The sequence below is a fragment of the Sinorhizobium fredii USDA 205 genome (genome assembly GCF_001461695.1).
Lineage (GTDB): Bacteria > Pseudomonadota > Alphaproteobacteria > Rhizobiales > Rhizobiaceae > Sinorhizobium > Sinorhizobium fredii.
Genome location: NZ_AUTC01000132.1, coordinates 42146 through 65969 on the forward strand (window position 1 = coordinate 42146; position 23824 = coordinate 65969).

A 23824-nucleotide genomic window follows, 5' to 3' on the forward strand; every position below is an offset into this window, starting at 1 on the left:
GAGCCATGGGGCTTTCTCTCTCGCGTTCGCCTATGACAGCAAATCGCCCATCATCAGTGCATGGCGCATGGCGTCCCGTCACAAGTATTAGGCCCGCGTGCGCGACGACCGGTTCCCGATCTCTCCGATCTCGGCGGCGGCTTTGACGGGTGGCAAGGCGTTTTCGGCCAGCATGCGCGTGGATGGAGCGATCCGCCGCCCGGGGCGATCTGACTGGCCGATGTCGGCCCCGACGCCGATCCGAAGCCAGCCGACTGGATCTGGCAATATCCGGACCCTCACCGGACGCGGGGATACGTCTTCATGCGCAACGGCGATAACAGGACCCGCTATCCGGATCGCGGCCCGAAAAAAGGAGGCGCTCGTCGCGAATGTCGCCGTTGCGCTGAGAAAGCTCGCCATGGGCGAGATCTTATTCTAGTTCGGCCCTAACCCCGACAAGCGGTCAGTAATCCCAGAACGCCGCTCGGCGGCGGCCGAGTCAGGGTGGCGAGGACCGCACGCGGCCGTTGCAGGATGCCGCGCGCTGCCGAGCGCCTCGTCCACGATGCGGCGGATGGTTCGCGCGCAGCGGCCGCACTGGGCGCTGCAGCCGAGACATCCATAGACCTGGCTGGTCGAGCGCAGCGCCTCTGCCTCGACGGCGGAGCGGACATCGTGATCGCTCAACACATTGCACGAACAGACGATCATGGCGTGATGGTCCTTTTCTAGGATAATTCGGCCTGACCCAATAAGCGGTCAGTAGTCCCAGAAGGCCGCTACCCAACGAAAGTCGTCGCCGTCGACTGCCACCCGGCCGACGGACGGGAACGGCAGGTGAGTGGCCACGAGCTGTCCGCCGGTCTCCGCCAGCTCGCGCAAAAGACGGACCCGAACGCGGGCCGCCTCCTCGGGGTCGTGTTCGAAACCGTTGTGCCAGTCGGGATGTTCGAACCCGACCGCGAACACGGCGTCGCCGGCGAACATCAGCCGGTCGCCGCCGGACGCCATGCGGACCACGCTGTGCCCCGGGGTGTGGCCGCCGGTGCGACAGACGACCACTCCCGGCGCCACCTCGTACTCCTCATCGAACAGCCGCATCTGGCTCTGGTATTCTTTCGTGAACCGCTTGGCGGCCGCCCGAAGCGCGTCCGGGAACCCCGGCGGCATGGAGACGTGGGAGAAATCGGGCGCCTCCCAGAATTTGACCTCGGCAGCCGCCACGTGGATCCGCAGGTCCGGACGCAGTCGGTCCTTCACCCCGTCGACGAGCAGCCCGCCAATGTGATCCATGTGCATGTGGGTAAGCACCACGTCGGTCACGGATGCCAGATCGATGCCGGCGGCCTCCAGTCGCTTGACCAACTGCCCGGCCCGCGGCAAGTTCAATTCCGGGTCCAATCCTAGTCCGGCGTCGATGAGTATGGTCTGCCCGCCGCTACGCGCCACGACCACGTTCAGCGCCCAGTCGAAAGCGTCCGGCGGCAGGAACATGTCTTTCAGCCAGGCCGCCCGGGCTGCCGGCTCGACGTTGTGCCCCAACATCGCGGTCGGGAGCGGTAGCACCCCATCGCTGACCACCAGCACGTCAATCTCGCCGACCCGCACCGCATAACGCGACGGAACCAGCTCTTCGGGCCCCGGTCTACCGGGATGTGAGGTGTCCAAGCTCATGTTTGTCTCCTGCTGACCCATCGTACGGGGTCTTGTTTCTGCCTGCGACATGATGCGCTCCTGTTTTGCGTGATCGAGACGTGTCGGTCACGAGCCACGTCGCGGACTCTATGTTGAAGCGTATTGGCGGGCGAGCTACACCTGAGGATAGGGTCAGCCTCTGCTCTCAGTGGACCGCAGCAAGGATCTGGTCGTGAAGAGACTGGTATGAAGGAGCAGACGCTCTCGCCCGCCGAATGGTGCCCCGCGCTAAGTTCAACTCATTCTGAACCAAGGCTGGTGCGCTGATCCGAATAGCGTAAGCTGCGCCCATTGGCCGGGCACGCCTACGCGCCACGCGTCTGTTCAGACGCGCAATGGACGCTGTAGCGCTTTGAATTGCTGCATGTTTTTATCCTTAAGTCGGCTACGATTAAGGAAACATGCAATGGCACCGCTGGATTTCACATGCACTGGTCGAAGCCCCTAAGATTGCATCTCAGCGTGCTTGTCGCGACGCTGCTGCTATGCATCTCGATACCGCTCATCTGGATGGCATTCAGCCAGGGACGCGAAGCAGCCGTCCTTGCGGGCGAAAAGCAGATGCGGCAGATGAGCCTGCACCTGGTCGAAGGCTACAAGAACACCCTCCACGGGGGATATGAGGCGGTCGCGGTCGCTTCGACGCTTCCGCAACTGACGTCCCGTCCGCCACAAGACCTCGAAGAAAAGCGGGCATTCTTCCTCGAGGTCCTTCGAAACGTCCCGAATGCGACGAGCATCTACGCCGGCTATCCGGACGGTTCGTACCTTCAGGTGATCAATGCGGCAAATCCACATGTCCGGGCGGCCCTCTCCGCGCCGGACGGAACGGCCTTTGCCACCAGGACGATCGCGCAGCGTGAGACGGCCGATGTCATCTCAACCATGACGTTCCTCGATGCGAAAGCCGACCCGCTCGGGGAGCGCAAGTTCGAGTATGCGACATTCGATCCGCGTCAACGGCCATGGTACCGATCGGTAGCCGGACATGGGGAACCGATATCGGTAGGGCCTTACGTCACGGGGACACTGAAGGTCCCAACCCTCACCGTGGCGGTTCCCATGAAGGATGACAACCAAGTGGTGGTCGGCATCAACATCCACCTCGAAACCGTCAGCCGCCTGCTCGATGCGCAGCAGCTATCGCCGCGCGCCCGCAGCTATATCCTCGACGAGCGCGACAGGCTTGTGGCGCATTCCGACCCGGCCATGATGGGCAGGATACTGGGCACCTGGTTAGGGCGTCGTGGCGCTGATGCGGTTGCCGACAACAGTCTGGACCAATCCGTCGGAACGGTGGTTCGCCTGCGCCATGATTCCACCCATGCAAGCGGGGAAATAGCCCGTTTCGATCTCGACGGCGAGACCTACCTGGTCCAGATCGCCCCGGTCACGTTCTCGGGCCTGTTCAAGGGCAGTTCGGCCGCAATCGTCGTGCCCCTCCAGGATCTGGTGAGCCAGGCCAACAGACAGCTTATGCGCAACCTCACGATCGCCGGAGCTTTCGTGATCGCCGGGCTCGGCGTTTCATTTCTTCTCTCCCGCCTGATCAGCCGGTCCCTATACCACTTGGCGGGTGAAGCGCGCCGGATCGGCGACCTCGATTTTGCAGGAAAGACTGCATCTCACTCCTGGATCAGCGAGATCAACACGTTGGCGGGCGCTTTGGCGGCCTCACGGCACGCCATCGCCCAGTTTGCCCTCTATGTTCCCCGAGAGGTGGTGCGCCGGATCGTCGATCCGGCCGACACTTCCACGAAGGCCGCAAGGCAGGACGTCACCGTCCTGTTCACCGACATCCGCGACTTCACCACGATTTCCGAACAGCACCCGCCCGAAGACGTCGTCGACATCCTGTCGGCCTACTTCGAACTTTTGAACCAGATCGCCGAGCGCCATGGCGGCACCGTCGTCCAATACCTTGGCGACTCGGTCTTCGTCATGTGGAACGCACCCATTCCTGACGCGGATCACGTCGAGCATGGCTGTTGCTGCGCGCTGGCCATGAAAGCTGCCGTCGACGGCCTGAACGAGAAGAACCGCAGCAACGGCCGCCCCGAGCTGGTTACCCGCTTCGGCCTGCACAGCGGCCAAGCGGTTGTCGGAAGTTTCGGTGCGATTGCGCGCCAACAGTACACGGCCATGGGCGACACGATCAATGTCGCCTCGAGGCTGGAGGGACTGAACAAGGAATTTGGCACCGCGCTCCTTACAAGTGCCGCAATCCATCACCGAGTTCAGGACCTGTTTGTCTTCCGCCTGATCGGTCCGGTGAAGGTAAAGGGCCGCGCTGGAACGGTTGAGATATGGGAACTGCTTCGAGAAACGGGTCGCGTCAAACAGGAAGGCCCGCAATGTTGAGCGCCGCTTCGATGTCCCACCTTCATCGAAGCTTATGGAGATCGCCGCTATGCCGGCTTTGAGACTAGCCGGCATCGAGTACCGCAACACGATGGACGAGAAGGGTGGCGCCCGACGCCTCGCCTGCGCCCGTTCGCGTTATCGCTGAAGTGCTCGGATCCGTTCACCGTTGCTGGGCCAATCGACCAGGAGTAGCGTCTCGTCACACATCGCTCAAAACCTGCATCAGGCCTGAAACGTCACCATCGATCCGCCGCCGGTTGCCTGGTCGGTCGGGAAGACCTCGATGCGAGCGACGTCGACGAAGGCCGGCAGGTCGATGACGGTTCCGATGAGGCTTGCGATATGCTCCGGCTGGATCGGCCGGTAGCCGTCATAGAGGGCCGCGCGGGCCTGGTCGGGGCCGAGCGCCGTCCTGTAGAGGTCCGTCTGGACGCGGCCGGGGACGATTTCGCTGACGCGGACGGAGGTGCCGAGAAGATCGCATCTGAGATTGTCGCAGAACAGGCTGAGCCCGGCCTTGGAGGGGCCGTAGGCGCCCATCGACGGGAAGGGGGCCTGGCCGCCGCTCGAACCGAGATAGATCAGGTGGCCTCGCTTGCGCGCCACCATGCCCGGCAGCAGGAGGCGCGTCAGGTGCATCGGTGCCTTCAGGTTGATATCGATCATCGCGTCGATCTCGTCCGGATCGATCTCCTGGAAGCTCGCCCGGGTCGACAGAATGCCGGCATTGTTGACGAGAATGTCGATCTCGCGATCGCCGATCTGCTCGGCGATCGCCCGCGTGTCGCGGACATCGGCCTTTATCGGCAGCGCGCCGCACTCCCTTGAAAGCGCGGCAAGCGCCTCCTCGTTTCGCCCGACGGCGAGCACCGTCAGTCCCATGGCGCAGAGCTTCAGCACAGTGGCACGGCCGATGCCGCTGGTGACGCCGGTGACGAGCGCCGTCCTGTAGGCGTCAGACATAGATGTACCCTCCGCTGATGACGACGTTCTCGCCGGTCGCATAGGTGTTGCGGCTGCTCGCCATCATGAGGATCCATTCGGCCATTTCGACCGGCTCGGCGGCCCGGCCGAGCGCGCTCGCCTTGGCGAGTTCCGGCAGGAAGCCGAGTTCCTTGGCGCGATCGGTCGCAAAGCCGGCCGGCGCCACGGAATTGACGAGGATCTGATCCTTCGCGCATTCCTGAGCAAACGATTTGGTCAGGCTGACGACGGCCGCTTTCGTGGCCGCGTAATGGGCATTCTGGGGATGTGCCTTGAAGGCATCGACCGACGTCACGTTGACGATCCGGCCCGTCACTTCCGGCGCATTGACGAAGCGCCGCATATGCAGCACGGCGGCCACCATCATGTGATAGGTGCCCTTGACGTTGATGGCATTTTCGAGATCCCATTCCGCGTCGGTGATCTCGAGAATTGGCTTGCGCGGATAGATCGCCGCGCTGTTGACGAGCGCATGGATGCGCCCCAGGCGCTCGGCGAGCTCCTCGAAGGCGGCGTGGGCGCTCTCCCTCACGGAAATATCGCCGCTGGCGGTCGCGACTTCGGCGCCGAGACTTTCCAGGATTCTGGTGGCTTCAGCGAGACTCTCCTCGTTCTTGTCGATCAGGCCGATCTTCGCGGCACCTCGTTCGACCATCAGTTTCGCGGTCGTGAGGCCGAGACCCGAAGCGCCGCCCACGATGACCGCTGTTTGTCCTTTCATTGGTACGTCCTCGCAATTTGAACTGTTGATCGCCAAGCTAGTATGATATCACTCATATGCCAAGTTGTAAGTAGCGCGCATTCGAGGAAAAGCGATGATACCGGCGTTGGCCGTAGAACCCAAGATGGGGCGCCTATACACGGATTATTTCGACGCCCTACGGCTCGCGAGGTTTGCTGGCGATATAGAAGTGAGTGCCGGATCGACCACCGTCTTTGCGACCGATAACTCGATCTATCAGCTTCGTCCTCAGGCCGTGCTGTTTCCCCGGCAACGGGCGGACCTCGTCCTGATCGCAAGCCTTGCCTCCGAGCCGCGGTTTCGCGGTGTCTGCTTCGCCGTGCGGGGAGGGGGAACCGGCACCAACGGCCAGTCCCTGACCGACGGCATCGTCATCGACATGTCCCGCCATATGAACCGGATTGTCGCGATCGATCCGGTCAGACGAACGGCGGTCGTCGAAGCCGGTGTCGTCAAGGATCAGCTGAACAAGGCGTTGAAATCCCATGGCCTGTTCTTCGCGCCGGAGCTCTCCACCTCGAACCGCGCCACGATCGGCGGCATGATCAACACGGATGCCTGCGGCCAGGGTTCCTGCATCTACGGCAAGACGAGCAACCACGTTCTTGCACTGAACGCCGTCCTCATGGACGGCACCGAATGGCTGTCGCGACCGCTTGCGCCCGAGGCGCTCCGGGCCGTTCTCGAGCGGCCGGACCGGGTCGGCGACGTCCATCGGCTGGCTGACGCGATCGAGCGGGAAAATCGGGATCTGATCGGTGCGACCTACCCGAAGCTCAACCGCTTCCTGACCGGCTACGATCTCGCCCATCTCCGCACCGAGGATGGTGGCCTCAACCTGAACTCCGTGCTTTGCGGCGCCGAGGGGACGCTGGCGATGATCGCCGAGGCGGAGCTTAATCTCTTGCCCATTCCGCGCTTCGCGGCGCTCATCAATATCCGTTACGACGATTTCGACGCGGCGCTCAGGGATGCCCGATTTCTGACGGAGTTGAAGGTCGCCTCGGTCGAAACGATCGACGCCAAGGTCCTGTCGCTGGCGCGAAGCGACATCGTCTGGGAGGAGGTAGGGCAATTCTTCGCGCACGATCGGGCCGGGGATGTCGCAGGGATCAATATCGTCGAAGTCCTGGCGGATGACGAGGAAGAGTTGTGTGCGAAGCTCGATCAGGTCACATCGGCGCTGGCGGGTGACGGCAGGCCTGGGCGGCGTGGATTTACGGTGGCGGGAAACAAGCACGATGTCGAGGCGATCTGGGCGATGCGCAAGCGTGCCGTCGGGCTGCTCGGTAATGTCGAGGGGCCACGCCGACCCGTCGCCTTTGTCGAGGACACCGCCGTGCCGCCGGAGCATCTTGCCGACTATATCGCCGAGTTCCGGGCGCTCCTCGATGCGGAGGGGCTCGACTACGGCATGTTCGGCCATGTCGACGCCGGCGTTCTCCACGTCCGGCCGGCCCTCGACCTGACCGACGAGCGCCAGGAGCCGCTGGTGCGCCGGGTGAGCGACGCGGTCGCGAAGTTGACGCTGAAATATGGCGGCGTCTTCTGGGGCGAGCATGGCAAGGGGGCCCGCTCGGAATATGCTCCGGATTTCTTCGGCCCGCTCTATCCAGAGCTGCAGCGGCTGAAGGCCGCCTTCGATCCGCACAACCAGCTCAATCCGGGAAAGATTGCCACCCCCGGTCACGGTGCGCTGACGCGGATCGACGAGCTGCCCTTGCGCGGTGCCTTCGACCGCCGGATCGATCCCGATACTCGCCAGGCCTTCGACAACGCCGCCTACTGCAACGGCAATGGCGCATGCTTCGATTTCAACACCGATTCCGCCATGTGCCCGTCGTTCAAGGGGACCGGCGACCGGCGCTTCTCGCCCAAGGGGCGGGCCTCGCTCATCCGCGAGTGGTTGCGGCTTCTGGCCGAGCGGGGCGTCGATTTGAAGGCGGAGGCCGAGGTGCTGCGCAAGCGTCCCGCCTGGCGCGGGCTTCTTCCGCGTCTGATCGCCAGCCTTGGCAGGACGAAGGGCGGCGACTTCTCCCATCAGGTCCGCGAGGCGATGGACACCTGTCTCGCCTGCAAGGCCTGCGCCGGCCAGTGTCCGGTGAAGGTCAATGTTCCGGCCTTTCGTTCGAAATTCCTCGAACTTTATTACGGCCGTTATCTGCGGCCGTTGAAGGATCCGCTGATCGCCTCCATCGAGCACCTGCTGCCTGTCATCGCGAAAGTCGGCTGGCTCTACAATCTGGTCGCCGGCAGCCGGCCCGCCCAGGCGCTGATGGGGAAGCTGGGGTTGACGGCGCTGCCGCTCCTTTCAAGCCAGTCCCTGCCGACGGAGCTGCGCCGGCGCGGTGTCGCCCTCGCGCGGCCGGCGGAACTGGCTGCGCTTTCCCCATCCGAGAAGGAAAGAAGCCTGGTTCTCGTCCAGGACAGCTTCACCTCGTACTTCGAGCCAGCGCTTCTCCTTGACGTCATCGATCTGCTTCTGGCCCTGGGCTTCAAGCCTTTCGTCGCGCCGTTGAAGCCCAACGGCAAGGCCCTGCACGTCCACGGCTATCTCGGCGCCTTCGAGCGGGCGGCCGAGCGCAACGCCCGCCAGCTCTCCCGCCTGGCGGCAAGCGGCGTGCCGCTCGTCGGTCTCGATCCGCCGATGACGCTCTGTTATCGCAGCGAATACCCGGGCGCATTGGGGGCGGGAAAGACGCCGACGGTGTTGCTTCCGCAGGAATGGCTGGGTGAGTGCTTCGACCAACTCACGGTGCGCAAGCTCCACAGGCCGGAGACTCAATATGTGCTGCTGCCGCACTGTACCGAGCGGACCAATGCGGCAGACAGCGTCAAGTCCTGGGGCGCGATCTTCGAGGCCTTCGGCCTCAAGCTGACGATCGAGGACGCGGGCTGCTGCGGCATGGCGGGGACGTTCGGCCACGAACGCAAGAATCGCGCTCTGTCTGAAACCATCTACAAGCTGAGCTGGCGGCAAAAGGTCGAGGGCGCCGGTCCGAGGCGCATCCCGATGGCCACCGGCTATTCCTGTCGTTCGCAGGTCAAGCTGATGGGCTCGCCGGGTCTCCCGCATCCGCTGCAACTGCTGAAAGCGCTGGTCTGTGAAGATATCCGCGGCGGTTTCCACAACTCACATGATATGTGATATGTGATGCTGTGATCCGAAATAACCGCAAGAATCAGGCCCAGACGTGAGCGTCATCACACAACGAGGCAATCTCGCCGAAATCGTCGTCGCGCAGCTCGCCTCGCGCATCGACTCGGGCCTTTACGGCCCCGGAGACAAGCTTCCTTCAAGCGCGCAGCTCTGCGAGGAGTTCGGCGTCAGCCGGACGGTGATCCGTGAAGCGCTGACCTCGCTGAAGGTGGGAGGGCGCGTGACCGCCCGCCAGGGCGCCGGCGTCTTCGTCACCGAAAAGGACGCAAAGACGCTCAATTTCGAGATCAGCCGCATCGACGATATTCGCTCCGCCATGCAGATCCTCGAGCTGCGGCTGGGTGTCGAACTGCAGTCGGTGGCGCTTGCCGCATCACGACGGACGCCGGAGGCCTTGGCCGAGATCGCGCGGGCTTACGACCAGCTGGAAAATCTGGACACGACCGACGCCGAGGTCGAGGCACAGGCGGACTTCGACTTTCATCTGGCGATCGCCAAGGCGACGCGCAACCCGCATTTTCCGCGATTTCTCGAGGCCGTGAGAGGCGAGATCAGCCTCGACCTGGTGCTGAAGCACCGCCAGTCAGCCGGCGGCTATCAGGCCTATCTGAAGAAGATCAACAAGGAGCACGCCGCGATCCTCGCGGCGATCACCCAGGGTGACGTCAAAGGGGCGAAGAACGCCCTGGCGCAGCATCTGGAAGAAAGCCTCAACCGCTACCGCGCCATGCTCGATGAGCCGGCAACGGTGGCGGAGGAGTGAGTTTTCCGCTTCTGCTGATGGGGCAGAGGGGGGTGCCGCCCCGCGGTAGAGCGAAGCTGCTGCTTCGCGCGAAACCGTGCGGCCGCCGCAATGATCATTCGGATCCGGTACGGACGCTTACCTACCCTTTGCCAGCGCCTGTTCGCGGATCTGGCTCAGGCTCATCTTCGGCGTCAGGGCTTCCGGATCGATGCGCACTTCGATCAGCGCCGGCTTGCCGGATTGTTCGGCCCGCTTGAAGGCGGGCGCGAACTCGTCTGTCGCCTCGACGGTTTCGCCGTGCAGCCCATAGGCGCGCGCCAACGCGGCAAAATCCGGGTTGGTCAGTTGCGTGCCGGACACGCGGCCCGGATAGTGCCGCTCCTGATGCATGCGGATCGTCCCGTACATGCCATTGTTAATCACCAGGATGATGACCCGGGCGTCATACTGCGTGGCGGTCGCCAGTTCCTGGCCGTTCATCAGGAAACAACCGTCGCCGGCAAAGGCGATCACCGGGCGTTCTGGCGCCGAGAGCTTCGCGGCGATCGCGGCCGGAACGCCGTAGCCCATCGAGCCATTGGTCGGACCAAGCTGGGTCCGGAATGTCCGGTACTGGTAGAAACGATGCGCCCAGGCGGAATAGTTGCCGGCGCCAGTGGTCAAGATGGCATCGGCAGGGAGATGGTCGCGCAACCATTCCATGATGTCACCCATCTGTACTGGGCCAGGGACGGCCGGGTGGTTGAGGTTTTCGCGGTAGTCCGCATTGGCCCCACGCGTCCATTCGTCCCATCGCGGCTCGCCGATCGGCGCCAGTCCGGCCGCCTGCCGCGCGAAGGCGGCGGCGCTGGCGTTGATCGGCAGGTCGGCGTGATAGACGCGGCCAAGCTCCTCGGCGCCGGCATGGACGTGGACGAGGGTCTGCGTCGGCACAGGTATGTCGATGAGGCTGTAGCCGCCGGTGGTCATCTCGCCGAGACGGGCGCCGATGACGATCAGGAGATCGCTGTCCTTGATGCGCTGGATGAGCTTCGGTCCGGCCGCAAGGCCGAGATCGCCGGCATAGTTCGAATGCGTGTTGTCGAACAGGTCCTGGCAGCGGAATGAGGCGGCGACCGGCAAGCGCATCGCCTCGCTGAAGGCGCGGATGTCGGCGACCGCATCGGCCGTCCAGCCGGCGCCGCCGACGATGACCATCGGCCGTTCCGCCCCTTCAAGGCGGGTCCGCAGTTCATTCAGTTGGGCCTGTCCCGCGTGCATCTCGACTGCCTTGTAGGCGGGCGCATCGATAACTTCGACGCAGTCGGTCAGCATGTCTTCCGGTAGCGCAACGACGACCGGGCCGGGCCGGCCGTTGACGGCGCGGTGGAAGGCCTGGCTCACCAGTTCGGGAATCCGGGCAGCGTCGTCTATCTGCACCACCCATTTCGCCATTTGCCCGAACATCCGGCGGTAATCGACCTCCTGGAACGCTTCGCGCTCCACCTGATCGCGTGCGACCTGGCCGATGAAGAGGATCATCGGCGTCGAATCCTGGAAAGCCGTGTGGACGCCGACCGAGGCATTGGTGGCGCCGGGCCCGCGGGTGACGAAGCAGATGCCCGGCTTGCCGGTCAGTTTTCCGTAGGCTTCCGCCATATAGGCGGCGCCGCCTTCCTGGCGGCAGACGATGAGCTCGATATCGTCCTTCGCATCATGCAGCGCATCAAGCGCCGCGAGATAGCTTTCACCTGGAACGCAGAAGGCGCGCTCGACGCCGTGAATGCGCAAGGCATCGATCAGAACCTGTCCGCCATTGCGGCCTTTGCTGCCGGTTGTCATAGCTTGATCCCCCAATGTGGGCCGGTTGTTTCAGATGACCGCGTCTTCCAGGAACGGCCTGTTGGCGACCACCCGCTCGTAGCCGAAGGGCGAAAGATCGAGTGTGCGGAAGCCGCCATAGGTGACGAGCTCGCTCAGGCCCCGGCCCATCGCCGGCGACTGCTGCAGGCCATGGCCGGAAAAGCCGTTGGCGAAGAGGAAGTTGCGAACCTCGGTATGCGGCCCGAGGATGACGTTGTGGTCGAGCGTGCAATAGTCGTAGTGGCCGGCCCAGCTATTCACGACCTTCAACGCCTCGAAGGCGGGCACGCGATTGGCGAGGATCGGCCAGATCTCCTCGTCGAACTCGTCGTGCATGACGTCGAAATCGTTCGGATCGACTTCCGGATCGTGCTTGGGATAGGTGCCCATCAGGTAGAACTTGCCTTCCGGGCGGAAGAAGACGCCGGTCGGATCAATGGTAAGTCCCACTTTACCCTCAAGCGGCGTCCGGCAATCCACCACGAAGAGCGAACGGCGGCGCGGCTCGACCGGGATGTCGAGACCGGCCAGGCGCGCGACCTTCTTGCCGTTGGTGCCCGAAGTGTTGACCATCGTTCCACAGCCGATCGTCTGGCCGCTTCTCGTCGTCACGGAGACGATGCGGTCATCCTGCCGGTTCACCGCGACGACCTCGTCCTCGATATACTCGACGCCGAGCGAACGCGCCTTCTTGCGGAAGCCCTGCATCAGCCCGACGCTGTCGAACCAGCCTTCGCCGCGCTCGCCGGTGCTGCCGAGGGTCAATCCGTCCAGATTGAGCCAGGGGAAGCGTCGGCCGAGTGCGTCGACATCGAGAAGCGTCACTTCCGCGCCGCAGGCGGTCTGGGTTTCGTGGTTGCGACGCAATACCTGCTCGCCGCGTTCGTCACCGGCAAGGAACAGATAGCCCGCCTCGTGAAAGCCGATTTCCGGCGTATCGTCATCGACGGCGACATGCTTCTTGAAGTCGCGGATGAACTCGGTTCCGAACTGCGAGACCTGCACGTTGATGGCGTTGGAGAATTGATGCCGGATCGAACTGGACGAGAGTGCCGTTGCGCATCGCTGATAGGTCCAGTCCTTCTCGATCACCAGAACCGAGCCGGTGAAATCGGGATTGGTCGCCAGGAAGTAGGCGGTCGAACTGCCGACGACGGCGCCGCCGACGATGACGACATCATAGGAGGTTTTGGAAGCCTGCATGGCGGCGCCTTACTTGTTCTCGTCTTCGAAATGGCCGGCGGCACAGAAGCTTCCGCCCTGAAAGCGCACGGCCGGGTCATTCGGGTCACCCTGTGTGGTCTTGGCGAAGACCTTGTCGCGGTAGTCGTCGGCGCTGTCCTGTGGCTTGTAGCCGAGCACGGCGGCAGTGCGGTTGTCCCAGAACGCCTCCGAATTGTTGGACATGCCATAGGCGACCATGAAGCCGACCCGGGGAGCCGAGAGCGACTTTTCAACCAGCTGGCGGCAGTCGCGATAGGAGAGCCATGTGATCAGGTGGCGACGATCGGTGGGCTCGGGGAACGACGAGCCGATGCGCAGACAGACCGTCTCGATTCCGAACTTGTCGAAGTAGTAACGCGCCAGATTTTCGACGAAGGTCTTCGACACGCCGTACAGGCTGTCGGGCCGCGTCGGCACATTGCCGTCGATCGTCTGAGTCCGCTCGTAATAGCCGATCGCGTGGACGGAGCTCGCATAGACGATGCGCTTGACGCCATGGCGGCGGGCCGCCTCGTATATGTTGTAGCCGCCGACGATATTGGAATCGAGGATGGTCTGCCACGGCCCTTCGAGCGCCTGGCCGCCCATATGGACGATGGCATCGCAGTCCTTCACGGCAGCGGACACCGCATCGAAATCAGAAAGGTCGAGCGGAAAATCCTCTTCGTGGGGAGCGAGATTCTCACAAGGGTTCCGGGCGGAGAGCCTGACGACTTTTCCAAGCCTGGTTCCGGACTTGCGAAGCTCGGATCCAAGGGCGCCGGCAGCACCGGTAAGCAACACTCTTTGATAGTCAGACATGGTATTTCCCTCGTTAGCGAAGCCTGGTGAGTGCTTCACCGATGCGCTCGATGGCTATAAGCAGGTTTTCCCGCGACGTCGCGAAAGACAGACGGATATAAGGCTCGATGCCGAAAGCGGCGCCGGGAACGGTCGCGACCTTTCCGGCCGTCAGCAGGTAGGAAGCCAGTGCAGTGTCGTTCTCGATGACTGTTCCGTCCGGCGCCGTCTTGCCGATATGGCCGGCGCATTTGGGGAAGAGGTAGAAAGCCCCCTCCGGCGCGCGAACCTCGAGGCCGGGGATCGCGCTGAATCCCCGCGTCACCAGTTCCCCGCGCGCCCTGTACTCGGCGACGGCCTGCGCGACGAAGTCTTGCGGGCCGTTGAGCGCGGCAACGGCGGCGGCCTGGGAAATCGACGCAGGGCAGGTCGTGCTCTGCGACTGCATCTTGTTCAGGACCTTGGTCAGGCTCTTCGGCCCGGCGGCATAGCCAAGCCGCCAGCCGGTCATCGCATAGGCCTTGGAAACGCCGTTGATGAGCAGCGTCCGCTCGCGCAATTGAGGGCAGGCGTTCGCAAAGGAGGTGAAGGGCACGTCGCCGGCAACGATGTGCTCGTAGATCTCGTCGGACATGACGAGCACGTGCGGATGGCGCTCAAGCACCTCACCAAGCGCGGCGAGTTCGGCGCTCGTGTAGATCGCGCCGGTCGGGTTCGAGGGCGAGTTGAACAGAACCCAGCGCGTCCTCGGCGTGATCGCCCGTTCGAGGCGTTCCGGCGTCAGCTTGAAATCGTCCTCGACGCCGCAGGCTATGGTCTTGGGCACACCGCCGTGCAGGATGACGATATCCGTATAGGACACCCAGTAGGGCGCCGGGACGATCACCTCGTCGCCCGGCTCGAGCGTACCGAGAAAGGCGTTGAACAGGATCTGCTTGGCGCCATTGCCGATGGAGATTTCGTCCATCGCAAAGTCGAGGCCGTTCTCGCGCTTGAACTTCCCGACGATCGCCGCACGCAGTTCCTCCGTGCCGTCCGGACCGGTGTAGCGGGTCTTGCCGCCGCGCATCGCCGCGATCGCCGCCTCGATGATGAAGCCCGGCGTCTCGAAATCCGGCTCGCCGAGCGAAAGATCGACGACGCTTTCGCCTTTTGCCCGCATCGCCTTGGCGGCCAATGACACGGCCATGGAGGGAGATGATTTGATGCTGCCGGCCCGGAAGCTTTCGAATTTCATGATGCTCATTGCGTGCCCGTCCTAATTCTTTCTGCCGTAGTCGGCGGCCGCCTGATCCGGCGAGATGTAGCCATTGGCGATATCGGCATCGATCGCCGCCGCCGGGCGCTTGGCCGTGTCCCCATAGCCCCCGCCGCCGGGGAGCTGAAGGACGAGCTTACGACCCGCCGGCACGAACTGCAGGCCCTTGCCCTTGAGCGTGGTGCCGTCGTCGAGCGACACAGAGCCGGCCGCACCGTCGCCCCCGCCATCGCGGCCCAGTGCCAGATGGCCAAGCCGGTCGAACATCGCGGAAAAGCGGAAGGCGTAGCCTTCGGCGGCGGCGATTTCGATCACCTGGCCGAGGCCGCCGCGCTGCTCGCCGGCGCCGCCGGAGCCTTCGCGCAGCTCCTTGCGCCAGACAATGATCGGGCCGACATTCTCCGTCGCTTCGATCGGCATCGTATGGACGCCGCTCGGAAAGGCCGTGGCGTTGAGGCCGTCGAGCGACGGGCGGGCGCCGGTGCCACCGGAATTGAACATCAGGATTTCAGCACCTTTGCCACCGATCTCGTCGGAGACCGGGCGCACGCTCATGTGCAGGTTCCACAGCGCACTTGCGCCCTCGGCCGGGACCTTGCCGGGCAGCGCCTGGTGGAGTGCCCCGAGCACAAGGTCGGGCACGAAATGGCCGAGCACATGGCGCACCGCCACGGGCGCCGGCCGCTTGGCATTGAGAATGCAGCCTTCAGGTGCGACGACGTCGAAGGGCGCCAGCGAGGCGGCGTTGTTCGGGATCTCCGGCGCAACGACGCATTTGATGCCATAGCAGGCATAGGCCTTGGCGTAGACGAGCGGCACGTTGATGCCAAACTTGCTCATCGCTGACGTGCCGCCAAAATCCACCAGCACGCCGTCGGCGCCAATCGTCAGCTTCGCGGCGAGATGGACCGGCTCGTCGTAGCCGTCGAGGTCGAGGCTGTAGGACCAGCTTCCGTGCGGAAGGTTTCTGAGCCGTTCCAGCGTCGCTTCGCGGCTGTGCTTGAGAATGAATGAGCCGATCGTGCCAAGGTCTTCGAGGTTGAATTCCGTCAGCATGTCGACGAGGCGGCGATGGCCGGTTTCGTTGCAGGCGGCGAGCGCATAGAAATCGCCCACCACCTTGTCGTTTTCGCGGACATTGTTGCGGACGATATGAATGAGCGTGCGGTTTACCTCGCCCCGATCGAAGAACTTCATGATCGGGATGAACAGGCCTTCCTCGTAGACTTCGCGCGCATCCGGGCCGAAGCCGCGGCCGCCGACATCGACGACATGCGCGGTGGAGGCGAAATAGCCGACCAGCTTGCCATGGTGGAAGGAGGGCGTGACGACGGTGATGTCGTGGAGATGTCCGGTGCCCTTCCAGGGATCGTTGGTGATGTAGACATCACCCTCGAAGATGTTTTCCGGGCCGATGTCGTTGATGAAGTGCGCGACGGATTCGGCCATGGCGTTGACGTGGCCCGGCGTGCCGGTGACCGCCTGGGCGAGCATCCGCCCTTCGAGGTCGAAGATACCGGCCGAAAGGTCGCCGGCCTCGCGCACGCTGGTCGAAAACGCGGTGCGGATCAGGGTTTGCGCCTGCTCCTCGACGACGGAGATCAGCCGGTTCCACATCACCTGCATGTGGATGTCGATTAGGGTTTCACTCATGGTCAGGAACCTTTCAGCGGCGCGTGACGAGAAGGCAGCCGTCCGCCTGGACGGTGGCGACGAAGGAGGAGGTGAGCACGGTCGAGGTTTCGCGCTCGACGATCACCGCCGGGCCGGAAACGACGTCACCGGGGGAAAGCTTCTCGCGTTCGTGGATGCCTGCCTCGAGGAACGCTCTCTGCCCGACATCGAACAGGCGGCGGTGTTTGCCGGGCTCGGCATTGCGGCGTCGGCCGACGGCTTCGACCCGCGCAACTTCGGGGAGGGCCGAGCTTGCCTTGACGGCCCAACTGACGATCTCGATGTCGAGGCCCTCGATCGCCCGGCCGAAGAAGCGTGCGTAGGCCTCCTCGAAAAGCGCCCGGATGTGCTCGGCACTCGCCGCATCGAAATGCTCGAAGGGCAGGGCAACGGGAATGTCCCAGCCCTGGCCGGCATAGCGCATGAAGACAGCGCGTTCGATGACCGGATCGGCAGTGTCGAGGCCACCGGCGACGAAGCTCAGCGCCTCGCTCTTCATCGCGGCCATCAGCCGGTTGGCGCCGTCGACGTCGAAGCGCGAGAGATTGAACACGGCGCTGCGGACCGACTCGTAGCCGAACGGTGCCCGCAGGAAACCGATCGCCGACCCGACGCCGGCGCCGGGCGGCACGAGGAAGGTCGAGATCCCCATCTTCTCGCAGAGCCGTGCCGCATGCAGCGGGCCAGCGCCGCCGAAGGTGATCATGGTGAAGTCGGAGATGTCCTTGCCGTTTTCCACGGTGTGAACGCGGCCGGCATTGGCCATGTTCTCGTCGACCATTTCGCAGGTTCCGTATGCCGCTCCTTCCGCGTCGAGGCCGAGACCTGCGCCGATCTCACGGTCCATCGCGTCGCGCGAGGCGGCAACCGAAAGAGGGATCGCGCCGCCGGCGAAATTGTCGGGATCGAGCTTGCCGAGCAGCAGATCGGCGTCGGTGACGGTCGGCTTGAGGCCGCCGCGCTGGTAGCAGGCCGGGCCCGGTTCGGACGCGGCGCTGTGCGGCCCGACACGAATCTGGCGCATGACGTCGACGCTCGCGATCGAGCCGCCGCCGGCGCCGATCTCGACCATCTCCACCACCGGAATGGAGATCGGCATGCCGCTGCCCTTGCGGAAACGGTAGGTGCGCGCCACCTCGAAGGTCTTCGCCGTCTTCGGCACCTGGTTCTCGATCAGGCAGATCTTTGCCGTCGTGCCGCCCATGTCGAAGGAAAGGACGGTGTCGAGCCCGTGGCGGCGGGCGATGTCGGCCGCGAAGATCGCGCCGCCGGCAGGGCCCGATTCGACGAGCCGTACCGGAAACTCGGCCGCACTTTCAACCGAGACGATGCCGCCGCCCGAATGGATCATGTACACCGGGCAGCCGACGCCGATCTCCTTCAGCGAGACGACGAGCCGGTCGAGATAGGACTTGATCGCCGGCTTCACATAGGCGTTGGCGCAGACGGTGTTGAAGCGCTCGAATTCGCGCATCTGCGGCGAGACATCCGAGGAAATCGAGACGGAGACCTGCGGCAAGCGCTTAAGGATCGCATCGCGCACCGCAGCCTCATGCGCGCCGTTGGCATAGGCATGTATGAAGCCGATGGCGACGCTCTCGTATTCGCCTTTGGCGACCTGGTCGACAACGCGAGCGACGGACGCCGCGTCGAGCGGCTGCAAAACCTCACCCGCCGCGTTCATGCGTTCGCGGACGGTGAAGCGATCGGCACGCTGGATCAGCGCCGGGGGCAGCGAAATGTTGAGGTCGTACTGCTCGAAGCGGTTCTCGGTACGCATTTCGAGCACATCGCGGAACCCTTCGGTGGTGATGAAAGCCGTCTTCGCGCCACGACGTTCGATCAGCGCGTTGGTCGCCAGCGTGGTTCCATGGATCAGGATGTCGATGTCCGAAAGCGCGATGCCAGCCGCCTCGGCGACCGCCTTGACGCCCTTCAGGATGGCGCGCTCGGGCGCGGTGTAGTCGGTCAGAACCTTGGTCGAGTGGAGCGTCCCATCGAGGTCAAGGGCGATGTCCGTAAACGTCCCGCCGATGTCGACTCCGACGCGGCAGTTCCGAGAAGCGCTTGTCACTGTTCAGTTCCCCATCGTTCGCTGCTTTTGAGCCGCCGTTCCATCCAGCCGCCATCCGAGAAGAGATGACTCCCACGGGTGCTGCGGCAAGGGCAAGAGGCAACAAAATTATTCCGCTTGACGCAGAAGTCATATGTCACTTATCATACAAGTGTCAACTGGAAAGAGCGGTCCTGTTGGAACTTCAAATCCGGTGGAGGAGAAAACGGAGGGCGGCGGTTTCAGGCCGCATTCGGCAATCGCTGCGCCGGCACGCGGGAGACAACCCGCGGCAGGAAAGAATTATCGTCAGATCAATTCAGAGGGAAATAAGTCAATGAAATCAATAGGAAAATTTCTTGCCGCAACGAGCCTCGCCGGCTCGCTGCTCGCCGCGTCGTCGGCCTTTTCGGCAGAGACGATCAAGATCGGCGTTGCAGGCCCCATGACGGGTGCCAATGCCACTTTCGGCGAGCAGGTCTGGACCGGCGCTTCGGCCTACGTCAATGAAGTGAACGCGGCAGGCGGTATCGACGGCAAGCAGATAGAGCTCGTCAAGGGCGATGACGCCTGCGAGCCCAAGCAGGCGGTGGCGGTCGCCAACCGCTTCGTCGACCAGGACAAGGTGAAAGCCGTCGTCGGCCACTTCTGCTCGTCGAGCACGATCCCCGCATCCGAAATCTATGCCGACGCAGGCATCCTCACGGTGACGCCCTCGTCGACCAACCCGATCGTGACCGACCGCGACCTCGACACGATGTTCCGCACCTGCGGGCGCGACGACCAGCAGGCCGTCGTCGCCGGCGGCTTCATCCTCGACACGCTGAAGCTCGACAAGGTGGCGCTGATCCACGACAAGGACACCTATGGCCAGGGTCTTGTCGATGCCTTGAAGAAGACCCTCGCCGAACGCGGCGTCGAGCCGGTGCTTTACGAGGGCCTGACGCGTGGCGAGCGGGACTTCAATGCCCTTGTGACGAAGATCAAGAGCTCGGGCGCGACCGCCGTCTATTTCGGCGGGCTCATTCCTGAAGCAGGGCCGCTCATCCGCCAGATCCACGAGCAGGGACTTGCCGTGAAGTTCGTCAGCGGCGACGCGCTCGCCCAGACGGAGATCGTCTCCGCCGCTGGCGGCCCGCAGTTCCTGAAGGACGTCTATTACTCCTCGGCCGCCGATCCGAAGCAGGACCCGGATACCGCCGAGGCCCAGGAGGCATTGAAGAAGGCCAACATTGCCCCGGACAACTACACGCTGTTCGGCTATGCCAGTGCCCAGACCATCGTCGCTGCGCTGAAGGGCAGCAACAATGGCGAAACGGAGGCTCAGGTCGATTGGCTCCGCAACAACGCGGTCAAGACGGCCGTCGGCAACCTCGCCTGGAACGAAAAGGGCGACGTTAAGGACTTCAAGTTCGTCTTCTACAGCTTCGACGACAAGGGCGCCCCCGTCGCCGCCAATTGATGATCAGCGTGCCGGTCGGCCAGGTAGCCGACCGGCATTCTCCTATCGTCATTGCGGAAAGGGGTTCGCCATGGACTTTTACATTCTCGCCCAGCAGCTGGTGAACGGCATCACTCTGGGCTCCATATACGGCCTGATCGCGGTGGGCTACACCATGGTCTACGGCGTCATCAGAATGATCAATTTCGCCCATGGCGACGTCTATATGGTGTCGGCCTATGTCGCGGCAATCACGCTCGCCGTCCTTCACTCTTTCGGCGTCGATTCCGTGCCGTTTGCCATTATCTCCGTGCTGGTCGTCACCTGTTTCATCACCGGCGTCTATGGCTGGACGATCGAGCGGGTTGCCTATCGGCCGCTGCGCGGCTCCACCAAGCTCGCCCCGTTGATCTCGGCGATCGGCATTTCGCTGATGCTGCAGAGCTACGTCCAGGTCGCGCAAGGCGCGCGCGATCAGGGCGTACCGGTCCTTGTCAGCGGCGCATTGCGCTTGGGAACGGACAAGGACTTCGCGCAGATAACCTACATGCAGCTCGTCATCCTTGTGGCCTCTTTCGTCGCCATGGCGATCCTGACCTATCTCATCTCCTACACGACGCTCGGGCGCCAATGCCGGGCGACGCAGCAGAACCGGCATATATCCGCGGTCCTTGGGGTGAATACCGACCGCATCATCTCCTCCGTCTTCGTCATCGGTGCCGCGACGGCTGCCGTCGGCGGCGTGCTCGTCACCTTCAACTACGGGTCGTTCAACTTCTTCATCGGGTTCGTCATGGGTATCAAGGCGTTCACCGCCGCCGTGCTCGGCGGCATCGGCTCGCTGCCGGGCGCAATCCTCGGTGGCCTGGTGCTCGGCCTGACCGAGGCGCTGTTCGCCGGCTATGTCAGCACGGACTACAAGGATGTCTTCGCCTTCGCGCTCCTCATCGTCATCCTCTTCTTCCGTCCCTACGGCCTGCTCGGACGTCCGGAAATCCAGAAGGTGTAGCCCCATGGACAACGCAAAGATTCCAGCAAAGCTGCTCAAGGAGGCAGTCTTCACATTCGTCCTGTCCCTGATCGTCTTCGGGCCGATCTCCGGCCTCGTCCTTACCGGCTTCACCGTCGAGAACAAGCTCGCGCGGCCGTTGATCATCGCGTCGGTGGTGACCATCGGGCGGGTGCTGTTCACGCTGTTTCTCGAAACATCCCTTGGGCGCCGGCTGATCGCCAGGATGGCGGGGACTGCCGGCAGCGGCGTCACTGTCGAGAGCGGCAACGAGCGCTTTCCCTATGCCGCCGTGGCGATCGCCTTCGCCGTTGGTCTCGCCTTTCCGCTCATGGCCGACGAATACTGGCTGGGCGTCGCGATCCTCGCGCTGATCTACGTGCTGCTCGGGCTCGGCCTCAATATCGTCGTGGGCCTTGCCGGCCTCCTCGATCTCGGCTTCGTGGCCTTCTATGCGGTCGGGGCCTATCTGCTGGCGCTCGGCGCGCAATATCTTGGCCTCGGCTTCTGGGGGGCGCTTGCATTGGCGCCGCTCATCGCCGCCTTCTGCGGCATGGTGCTGGCCTTTCCCGTGCTGCGCATGCATGGCGACTACCTCGCGATCGTGACGCTGGGCTTCGGGGAGATCATTCGCCTGGTGCTCAACAACTGGCTCGACTTCACTGGCGGCCCGAACGGCGCCGCCGTACCGGCGCCAACCTTCTTAGGTCTGGAGTTCACCCGCACGGCGCGCCAGGGAGGCACCCCGTTTCATGAGTTCTTCGGCATTTCCTATAGCGCCGACTACAAGTTCTGGTTCATCTACCTTGTGCTGTTCCTCGTCGTCGCAGCGGTCATTTATGTCGTCAACCGGTTGAAATCGATGCCGATTGGCCGGCTCTGGGAGGCGCTGCGCGAAGACGAGATCGCCTGCCGCTCGCTCGGAGTGAACCATGTGGCGACGAAACTCTCGGCTTTCATGCTGGGCGCCTCGACCGGCGGCGTTGCCGGCGTCTTCTTCGCCGTCCACCAGGGCTTCGTGAACCCGACCTCGTTCACCTTCTTCGAATCGGCCCTGATCCTCGCGATCGTCGTGCTGGGAGGCCTCGGCTCCACGCTCGGCGTCGTCATGGCGGCGCTCGTCCTGACCATCCTGCCCGAAGTGTTGAGGGACTTCGCCGAGTATCGCGTCCTGGTCTTCGGCATCCTGATGGTCGTCATGATGGTCTGGCGGCCCCGCGGCCTCGTCAGGATCAAGCGTCCGGCATTCTTCCCGTCATCCGCTCCCGCCGCCGTCCCGGCGCTCGCAGCCGCGGAGGCAGCGCAATGACCGAGCCAGTCCTCACCGTCGAAAACGTAACGATGCGCTTCGGCGGCATCGTCGCCAACCAGAACGTCAATTTCAAGGTCGACAAGGGTGCGATCACCGCCCTCATCGGGCCGAACGGCGCCGGCAAGACGACGCTTTTCAACTGCATAACCGGCTTCTACCGGGCGAGCGAGGGCCGCATCGTGCTGAGCACGGCGGAAGGCCCCCGCGACATCGGGGCGCTCCTGTCCCGGCCGATCGTCGGCGGCTCCCATCTCGTCACCCGCGCCGGCATCGCCAGGACGTTCCAGAACATCCGGCTCTTTCGCGAGATGACGGTTGTCGAAAACCTGCTGGTCGCCCAGCATCTCGACACCGAGGCCAATCTCCTGAGCGGCGTGTTCAAGTCGGCCGTCTTTCGCCGCGCCGAGGCCGAAGCGGTCGAGCGGGCCTTTTACTGGCTCGGACAGATGAACCTCGTCGATGACGCCAACCGGCTTGCCGGCGAGCTTCCCTACGGCCGGCAGCGGCGGCTGGAGATCGCTCGGGCCATGTGCACCTCGCCAAGGCTGATCTGCCTCGACGAGCCGGCTGCCGGCCTCAACCCGGCCGAAACGATCGAGTTGTCGGAGGTGATCCAGCGTCTGCGCGCCGATCATGACCTGACCGTGATGGTGATCGAGCACGACATGCATCTGGTGATGAGCATTTCTGACCATGTCGTGGTGTTCGACCACGGCGTGGTGATCGCCGATGGCACACCGAAAGAGGTCGCGAACGATCCGGCCGTGGTCGCTGCCTATCTCGGCGTTGAGGAAAAGGAGGTGGCCGAATGACCGTCGACCAGAGCAGCACAGAAGCACTCCTCGAATTCAGGGGCGTCGAGGCGCATTACGGACCGGTCCAGGCGCTGCGCAACATCGACATCCGCATATCGAAGGGGGAGATCGTCAGCCTGATCGGCGCCAACGGTGCCGGCAAGACCACGCTGCTCTCGACGATCTTCGGGGCGCCGAGGGCGTCGCGCGGCAAAATCCTGCACCGCGGCGAGGACATCTCGAAGCTGCCGACCAACAGGGTGGCGGCGCGAGGCATCGCGCTGGTGCCCGAAGGCCGGCAGATCTACAGCGACTGACCGTCGAGGAAAACCTGATGATGGGCACGACGGCAATCGGCATGAGCGGCTACGAGGACGATCGCGCGGCGATGTTTGATCTCTTTCCGCGGTTGAAGGAGCGCCGCAACCAGATTGCCGGCACCATGTCCGGCGGCGAGCAGCAGATGCTGGCGATCGGCCGGGCTATGATGGCGCGGCCCGAGCTGATCCTGTTCGACGAGCCGTCGCTGGGGCTCGCGCCTCTGATCGTCAAACGCATCTTCGAGGTGCTCGCCGAAATCGCCTCGATGGGCAAGACGATCTTCCTCGTCGAACAGAACGCCCATCATGCGCTGCGCCTTTCGAACCGCGCTTATGTCATGGTCAATGGGCGGATCCACATGTCGGGTGAGAGCGCGTCCCTCCTCGACAATGAGGATGTGCGCAAGGCCTATCTCGGGCTGCATTGAGCAAGCGACTGAAAACC

Annotated in this window: 17 protein-coding genes and 1 pseudogene; 8 read left to right on the top strand and 10 right to left on the bottom strand. The window is 63.6% G+C overall.

What is annotated here, in order from left to right; genetic code table 11:
- Nucleotides 1-417: 417 nt before the first annotated feature.
- Both N181_RS35530 and N181_RS13930 read right to left on the bottom strand, forming a co-directional pair.
- The gene (locus tag N181_RS35530; RefSeq protein WP_080577697.1) at nt 418-693 is read right to left on the bottom strand and encodes a (2Fe-2S)-binding protein; all 276 of its coding nucleotides are present in this window, start codon (nt 691-693) and stop codon (nt 418-420) included.
- A 48-nt stretch (nt 694-741) separates the two neighbouring features.
- The gene (locus tag N181_RS13930) at nt 742-1707 is read right to left on the bottom strand and encodes an MBL fold metallo-hydrolase (RefSeq protein WP_081318995.1); all 966 of its coding nucleotides are present in this window, start codon (nt 1705-1707) and stop codon (nt 742-744) included.
- A gap of 396 nt (nt 1708-2103) precedes the next feature.
- Here N181_RS13930 and N181_RS13935 point away from each other — a divergent pair, with 396 nt between their 5' ends.
- The gene (locus tag N181_RS13935; protein ID WP_037433066.1) at nt 2104-4038 is read left to right on the top strand and encodes an adenylate/guanylate cyclase domain-containing protein; all 1935 of its coding nucleotides are present in this window, start codon (nt 2104-2106) and stop codon (nt 4036-4038) included.
- A 225-nt stretch (nt 4039-4263) separates the two neighbouring features.
- Here the strand turns inward: N181_RS13935 and N181_RS13940 are convergent, their stop codons facing one another.
- Together N181_RS13940 and N181_RS13945 are read right to left on the bottom strand one after the other, a co-directional pair.
- A complete protein-coding gene (locus N181_RS13940; protein WP_037433069.1) occupies nt 4264-5004 on the bottom strand; it encodes an SDR family oxidoreductase in 741 nt (246 codons plus the stop codon).
- Entirely contained in the window at nt 4997-5746 is a 750-nt protein-coding gene (locus tag N181_RS13945) for an SDR family NAD(P)-dependent oxidoreductase (RefSeq protein WP_037433071.1), read from the bottom strand. The genes N181_RS13940 and N181_RS13945 overlap by 8 nt, the downstream gene beginning before the upstream one ends.
- 94 nt (nt 5747-5840) lie before the next feature.
- Here N181_RS13945 and ydiJ point away from each other — a divergent pair, with 94 nt between their 5' ends.
- Both ydiJ and N181_RS13955 read left to right on the top strand, forming a co-directional pair.
- Nucleotides 5841-8915: a D-2-hydroxyglutarate dehydrogenase YdiJ gene (gene ydiJ, locus N181_RS13950; protein ID WP_037433073.1), complete on the top strand. Its 3075-nt coding sequence runs from the start codon at nt 5841-5843 to the stop codon at nt 8913-8915.
- 46 nt (nt 8916-8961) lie between these two features.
- Nucleotides 8962-9690, top strand: coding sequence for a FadR/GntR family transcriptional regulator (locus tag N181_RS13955; protein ID WP_037399305.1), 729 nt, complete (start codon nt 8962-8964; stop codon nt 9688-9690).
- A gap of 117 nt (nt 9691-9807) precedes the next feature.
- Here N181_RS13955 and N181_RS13960 read toward each other — a convergent pair whose 3' ends face one another.
- Genes N181_RS13960 through N181_RS13985 form a run of 6 tightly spaced genes read right to left on the bottom strand, consistent with a single transcriptional unit; the run spans nt 9808 to nt 18524 of the window.
- The gene (locus tag N181_RS13960; RefSeq protein WP_037433077.1) at nt 9808-11493 is read right to left on the bottom strand and encodes a thiamine pyrophosphate-binding protein; all 1686 of its coding nucleotides are present in this window, start codon (nt 11491-11493) and stop codon (nt 9808-9810) included.
- A gap of 30 nt (nt 11494-11523) precedes the next feature.
- Nucleotides 11524-12717, bottom strand: a complete 1194-nt coding sequence (locus tag N181_RS13965) for an NAD(P)/FAD-dependent oxidoreductase (protein WP_037399310.1) — start codon at nt 12715-12717, stop codon at nt 11524-11526.
- 9 nt (nt 12718-12726) lie between these two features.
- Complete coding sequence (locus N181_RS13970; RefSeq protein WP_037433080.1) at nt 12727-13539, bottom strand: NAD-dependent epimerase/dehydratase family protein; 813 nt, start codon at nt 13537-13539, stop codon at nt 12727-12729.
- A 13-nt stretch (nt 13540-13552) separates the two neighbouring features.
- On the bottom strand, nt 13553-14764 hold the full coding sequence (locus N181_RS13975) for an aminotransferase class I/II-fold pyridoxal phosphate-dependent enzyme (protein WP_037433083.1): 1212 nt from the start codon (nt 14762-14764) through the stop codon (nt 13553-13555).
- 12 nt (nt 14765-14776) lie between these two features.
- Nucleotides 14777-16429: a hydantoinase B/oxoprolinase family protein gene (locus N181_RS13980; RefSeq protein ID WP_060563446.1), complete on the bottom strand. Its 1653-nt coding sequence runs from the start codon at nt 16427-16429 to the stop codon at nt 14777-14779.
- 13 nt (nt 16430-16442) lie between these two features.
- A complete protein-coding gene (locus tag N181_RS13985; protein ID WP_060563448.1) occupies nt 16443-18524 on the bottom strand; it encodes a hydantoinase/oxoprolinase family protein in 2082 nt (693 codons plus the stop codon).
- A 316-nt stretch (nt 18525-18840) separates the two neighbouring features.
- On the opposite strand from N181_RS13985, the gene N181_RS13990 reads away from it, so the two are divergent.
- The 5 genes and pseudogenes from N181_RS13990 (at nt 18841) to N181_RS14010 (ending at nt 23807) form a co-directional block, all read left to right on the top strand.
- Nucleotides 18841-19965 (top strand): ABC transporter substrate-binding protein, encoded by a 1125-nt coding sequence (locus N181_RS13990; protein ID WP_037433091.1) that lies wholly within the window; start codon nt 18841-18843, stop codon nt 19963-19965.
- 70 nt (nt 19966-20035) lie between these two features.
- Entirely contained in the window at nt 20036-20953 is a 918-nt protein-coding gene (locus N181_RS13995; RefSeq protein ID WP_037433094.1) for an ABC transporter permease subunit, read from the top strand.
- Between the two features lie 4 nt (nt 20954-20957).
- Complete coding sequence (livM, locus tag N181_RS14000) at nt 20958-22262, top strand: high-affinity branched-chain amino acid ABC transporter permease LivM (protein ID WP_037433096.1); 1305 nt, start codon at nt 20958-20960, stop codon at nt 22260-22262.
- Nucleotides 22259-23077 (top strand): ABC transporter ATP-binding protein, encoded by an 819-nt coding sequence (locus N181_RS14005; protein ID WP_037433098.1) that lies wholly within the window; start codon nt 22259-22261, stop codon nt 23075-23077. The genes livM and N181_RS14005 overlap by 4 nt, the downstream gene beginning before the upstream one ends.
- Nucleotides 23074-23807 (top strand): annotated as a pseudogene (locus N181_RS14010) (ABC transporter ATP-binding protein). Before N181_RS14005 ends, N181_RS14010 begins: the two are co-directional and overlap by 4 nt.
- Nucleotides 23808-23824 lie beyond the last annotated feature (17 nt).

Excerpts from the sequence above, each read along its gene's own strand:
- N181_RS13980 (WP_060563446.1), bottom strand. The coding sequence starts at position 16,429 with ATGAGTGAAACCCTAATCGACATCCACATGCAGGTGATGTGGAACCGG.
- N181_RS14005 (WP_037433098.1), top strand. The coding sequence starts at position 22,259 with ATGACCGAGCCAGTCCTCACCGTCGAAAACGTAACGATGCGCTTCGGC.
- N181_RS13935 (WP_037433066.1), top strand. The coding sequence starts at position 2,104 with ATGCACTGGTCGAAGCCCCTAAGATTGCATCTCAGCGTGCTTGTCGCG.
- N181_RS35530 (WP_080577697.1), bottom strand. The coding sequence starts at position 693 with ATGATCGTCTGTTCGTGCAATGTGTTGAGCGATCACGATGTCCGCTCC.
- livM (WP_037433096.1), top strand. The coding sequence starts at position 20,958 with ATGGACAACGCAAAGATTCCAGCAAAGCTGCTCAAGGAGGCAGTCTTC.
- N181_RS13975 (WP_037433083.1), bottom strand. The coding sequence starts at position 14,764 with ATGAGCATCATGAAATTCGAAAGCTTCCGGGCCGGCAGCATCAAATCA.
- N181_RS13960 (WP_037433077.1), bottom strand. The coding sequence starts at position 11,493 with ATGACAACCGGCAGCAAAGGCCGCAATGGCGGACAGGTTCTGATCGAT.
- N181_RS13995 (WP_037433094.1), top strand. The coding sequence starts at position 20,036 with ATGGACTTTTACATTCTCGCCCAGCAGCTGGTGAACGGCATCACTCTG.
- N181_RS13940 (WP_037433069.1), bottom strand. The coding sequence starts at position 5,004 with ATGTCTGACGCCTACAGGACGGCGCTCGTCACCGGCGTCACCAGCGGC.
- ydiJ (WP_037433073.1), top strand. The coding sequence starts at position 5,841 with ATGATACCGGCGTTGGCCGTAGAACCCAAGATGGGGCGCCTATACACG.
- N181_RS13945 (WP_037433071.1), bottom strand. The coding sequence starts at position 5,746 with ATGAAAGGACAAACAGCGGTCATCGTGGGCGGCGCTTCGGGTCTCGGC.
- N181_RS13990 (WP_037433091.1), top strand. The coding sequence starts at position 18,841 with ATGAAATCAATAGGAAAATTTCTTGCCGCAACGAGCCTCGCCGGCTCG.
- N181_RS13930 (WP_081318995.1), bottom strand. The coding sequence starts at position 1,707 with ATGTCGCAGGCAGAAACAAGACCCCGTACGATGGGTCAGCAGGAGACA.
- N181_RS13965 (WP_037399310.1), bottom strand. The coding sequence starts at position 12,717 with ATGCAGGCTTCCAAAACCTCCTATGATGTCGTCATCGTCGGCGGCGCC.
- N181_RS13970 (WP_037433080.1), bottom strand. The coding sequence starts at position 13,539 with ATGTCTGACTATCAAAGAGTGTTGCTTACCGGTGCTGCCGGCGCCCTT.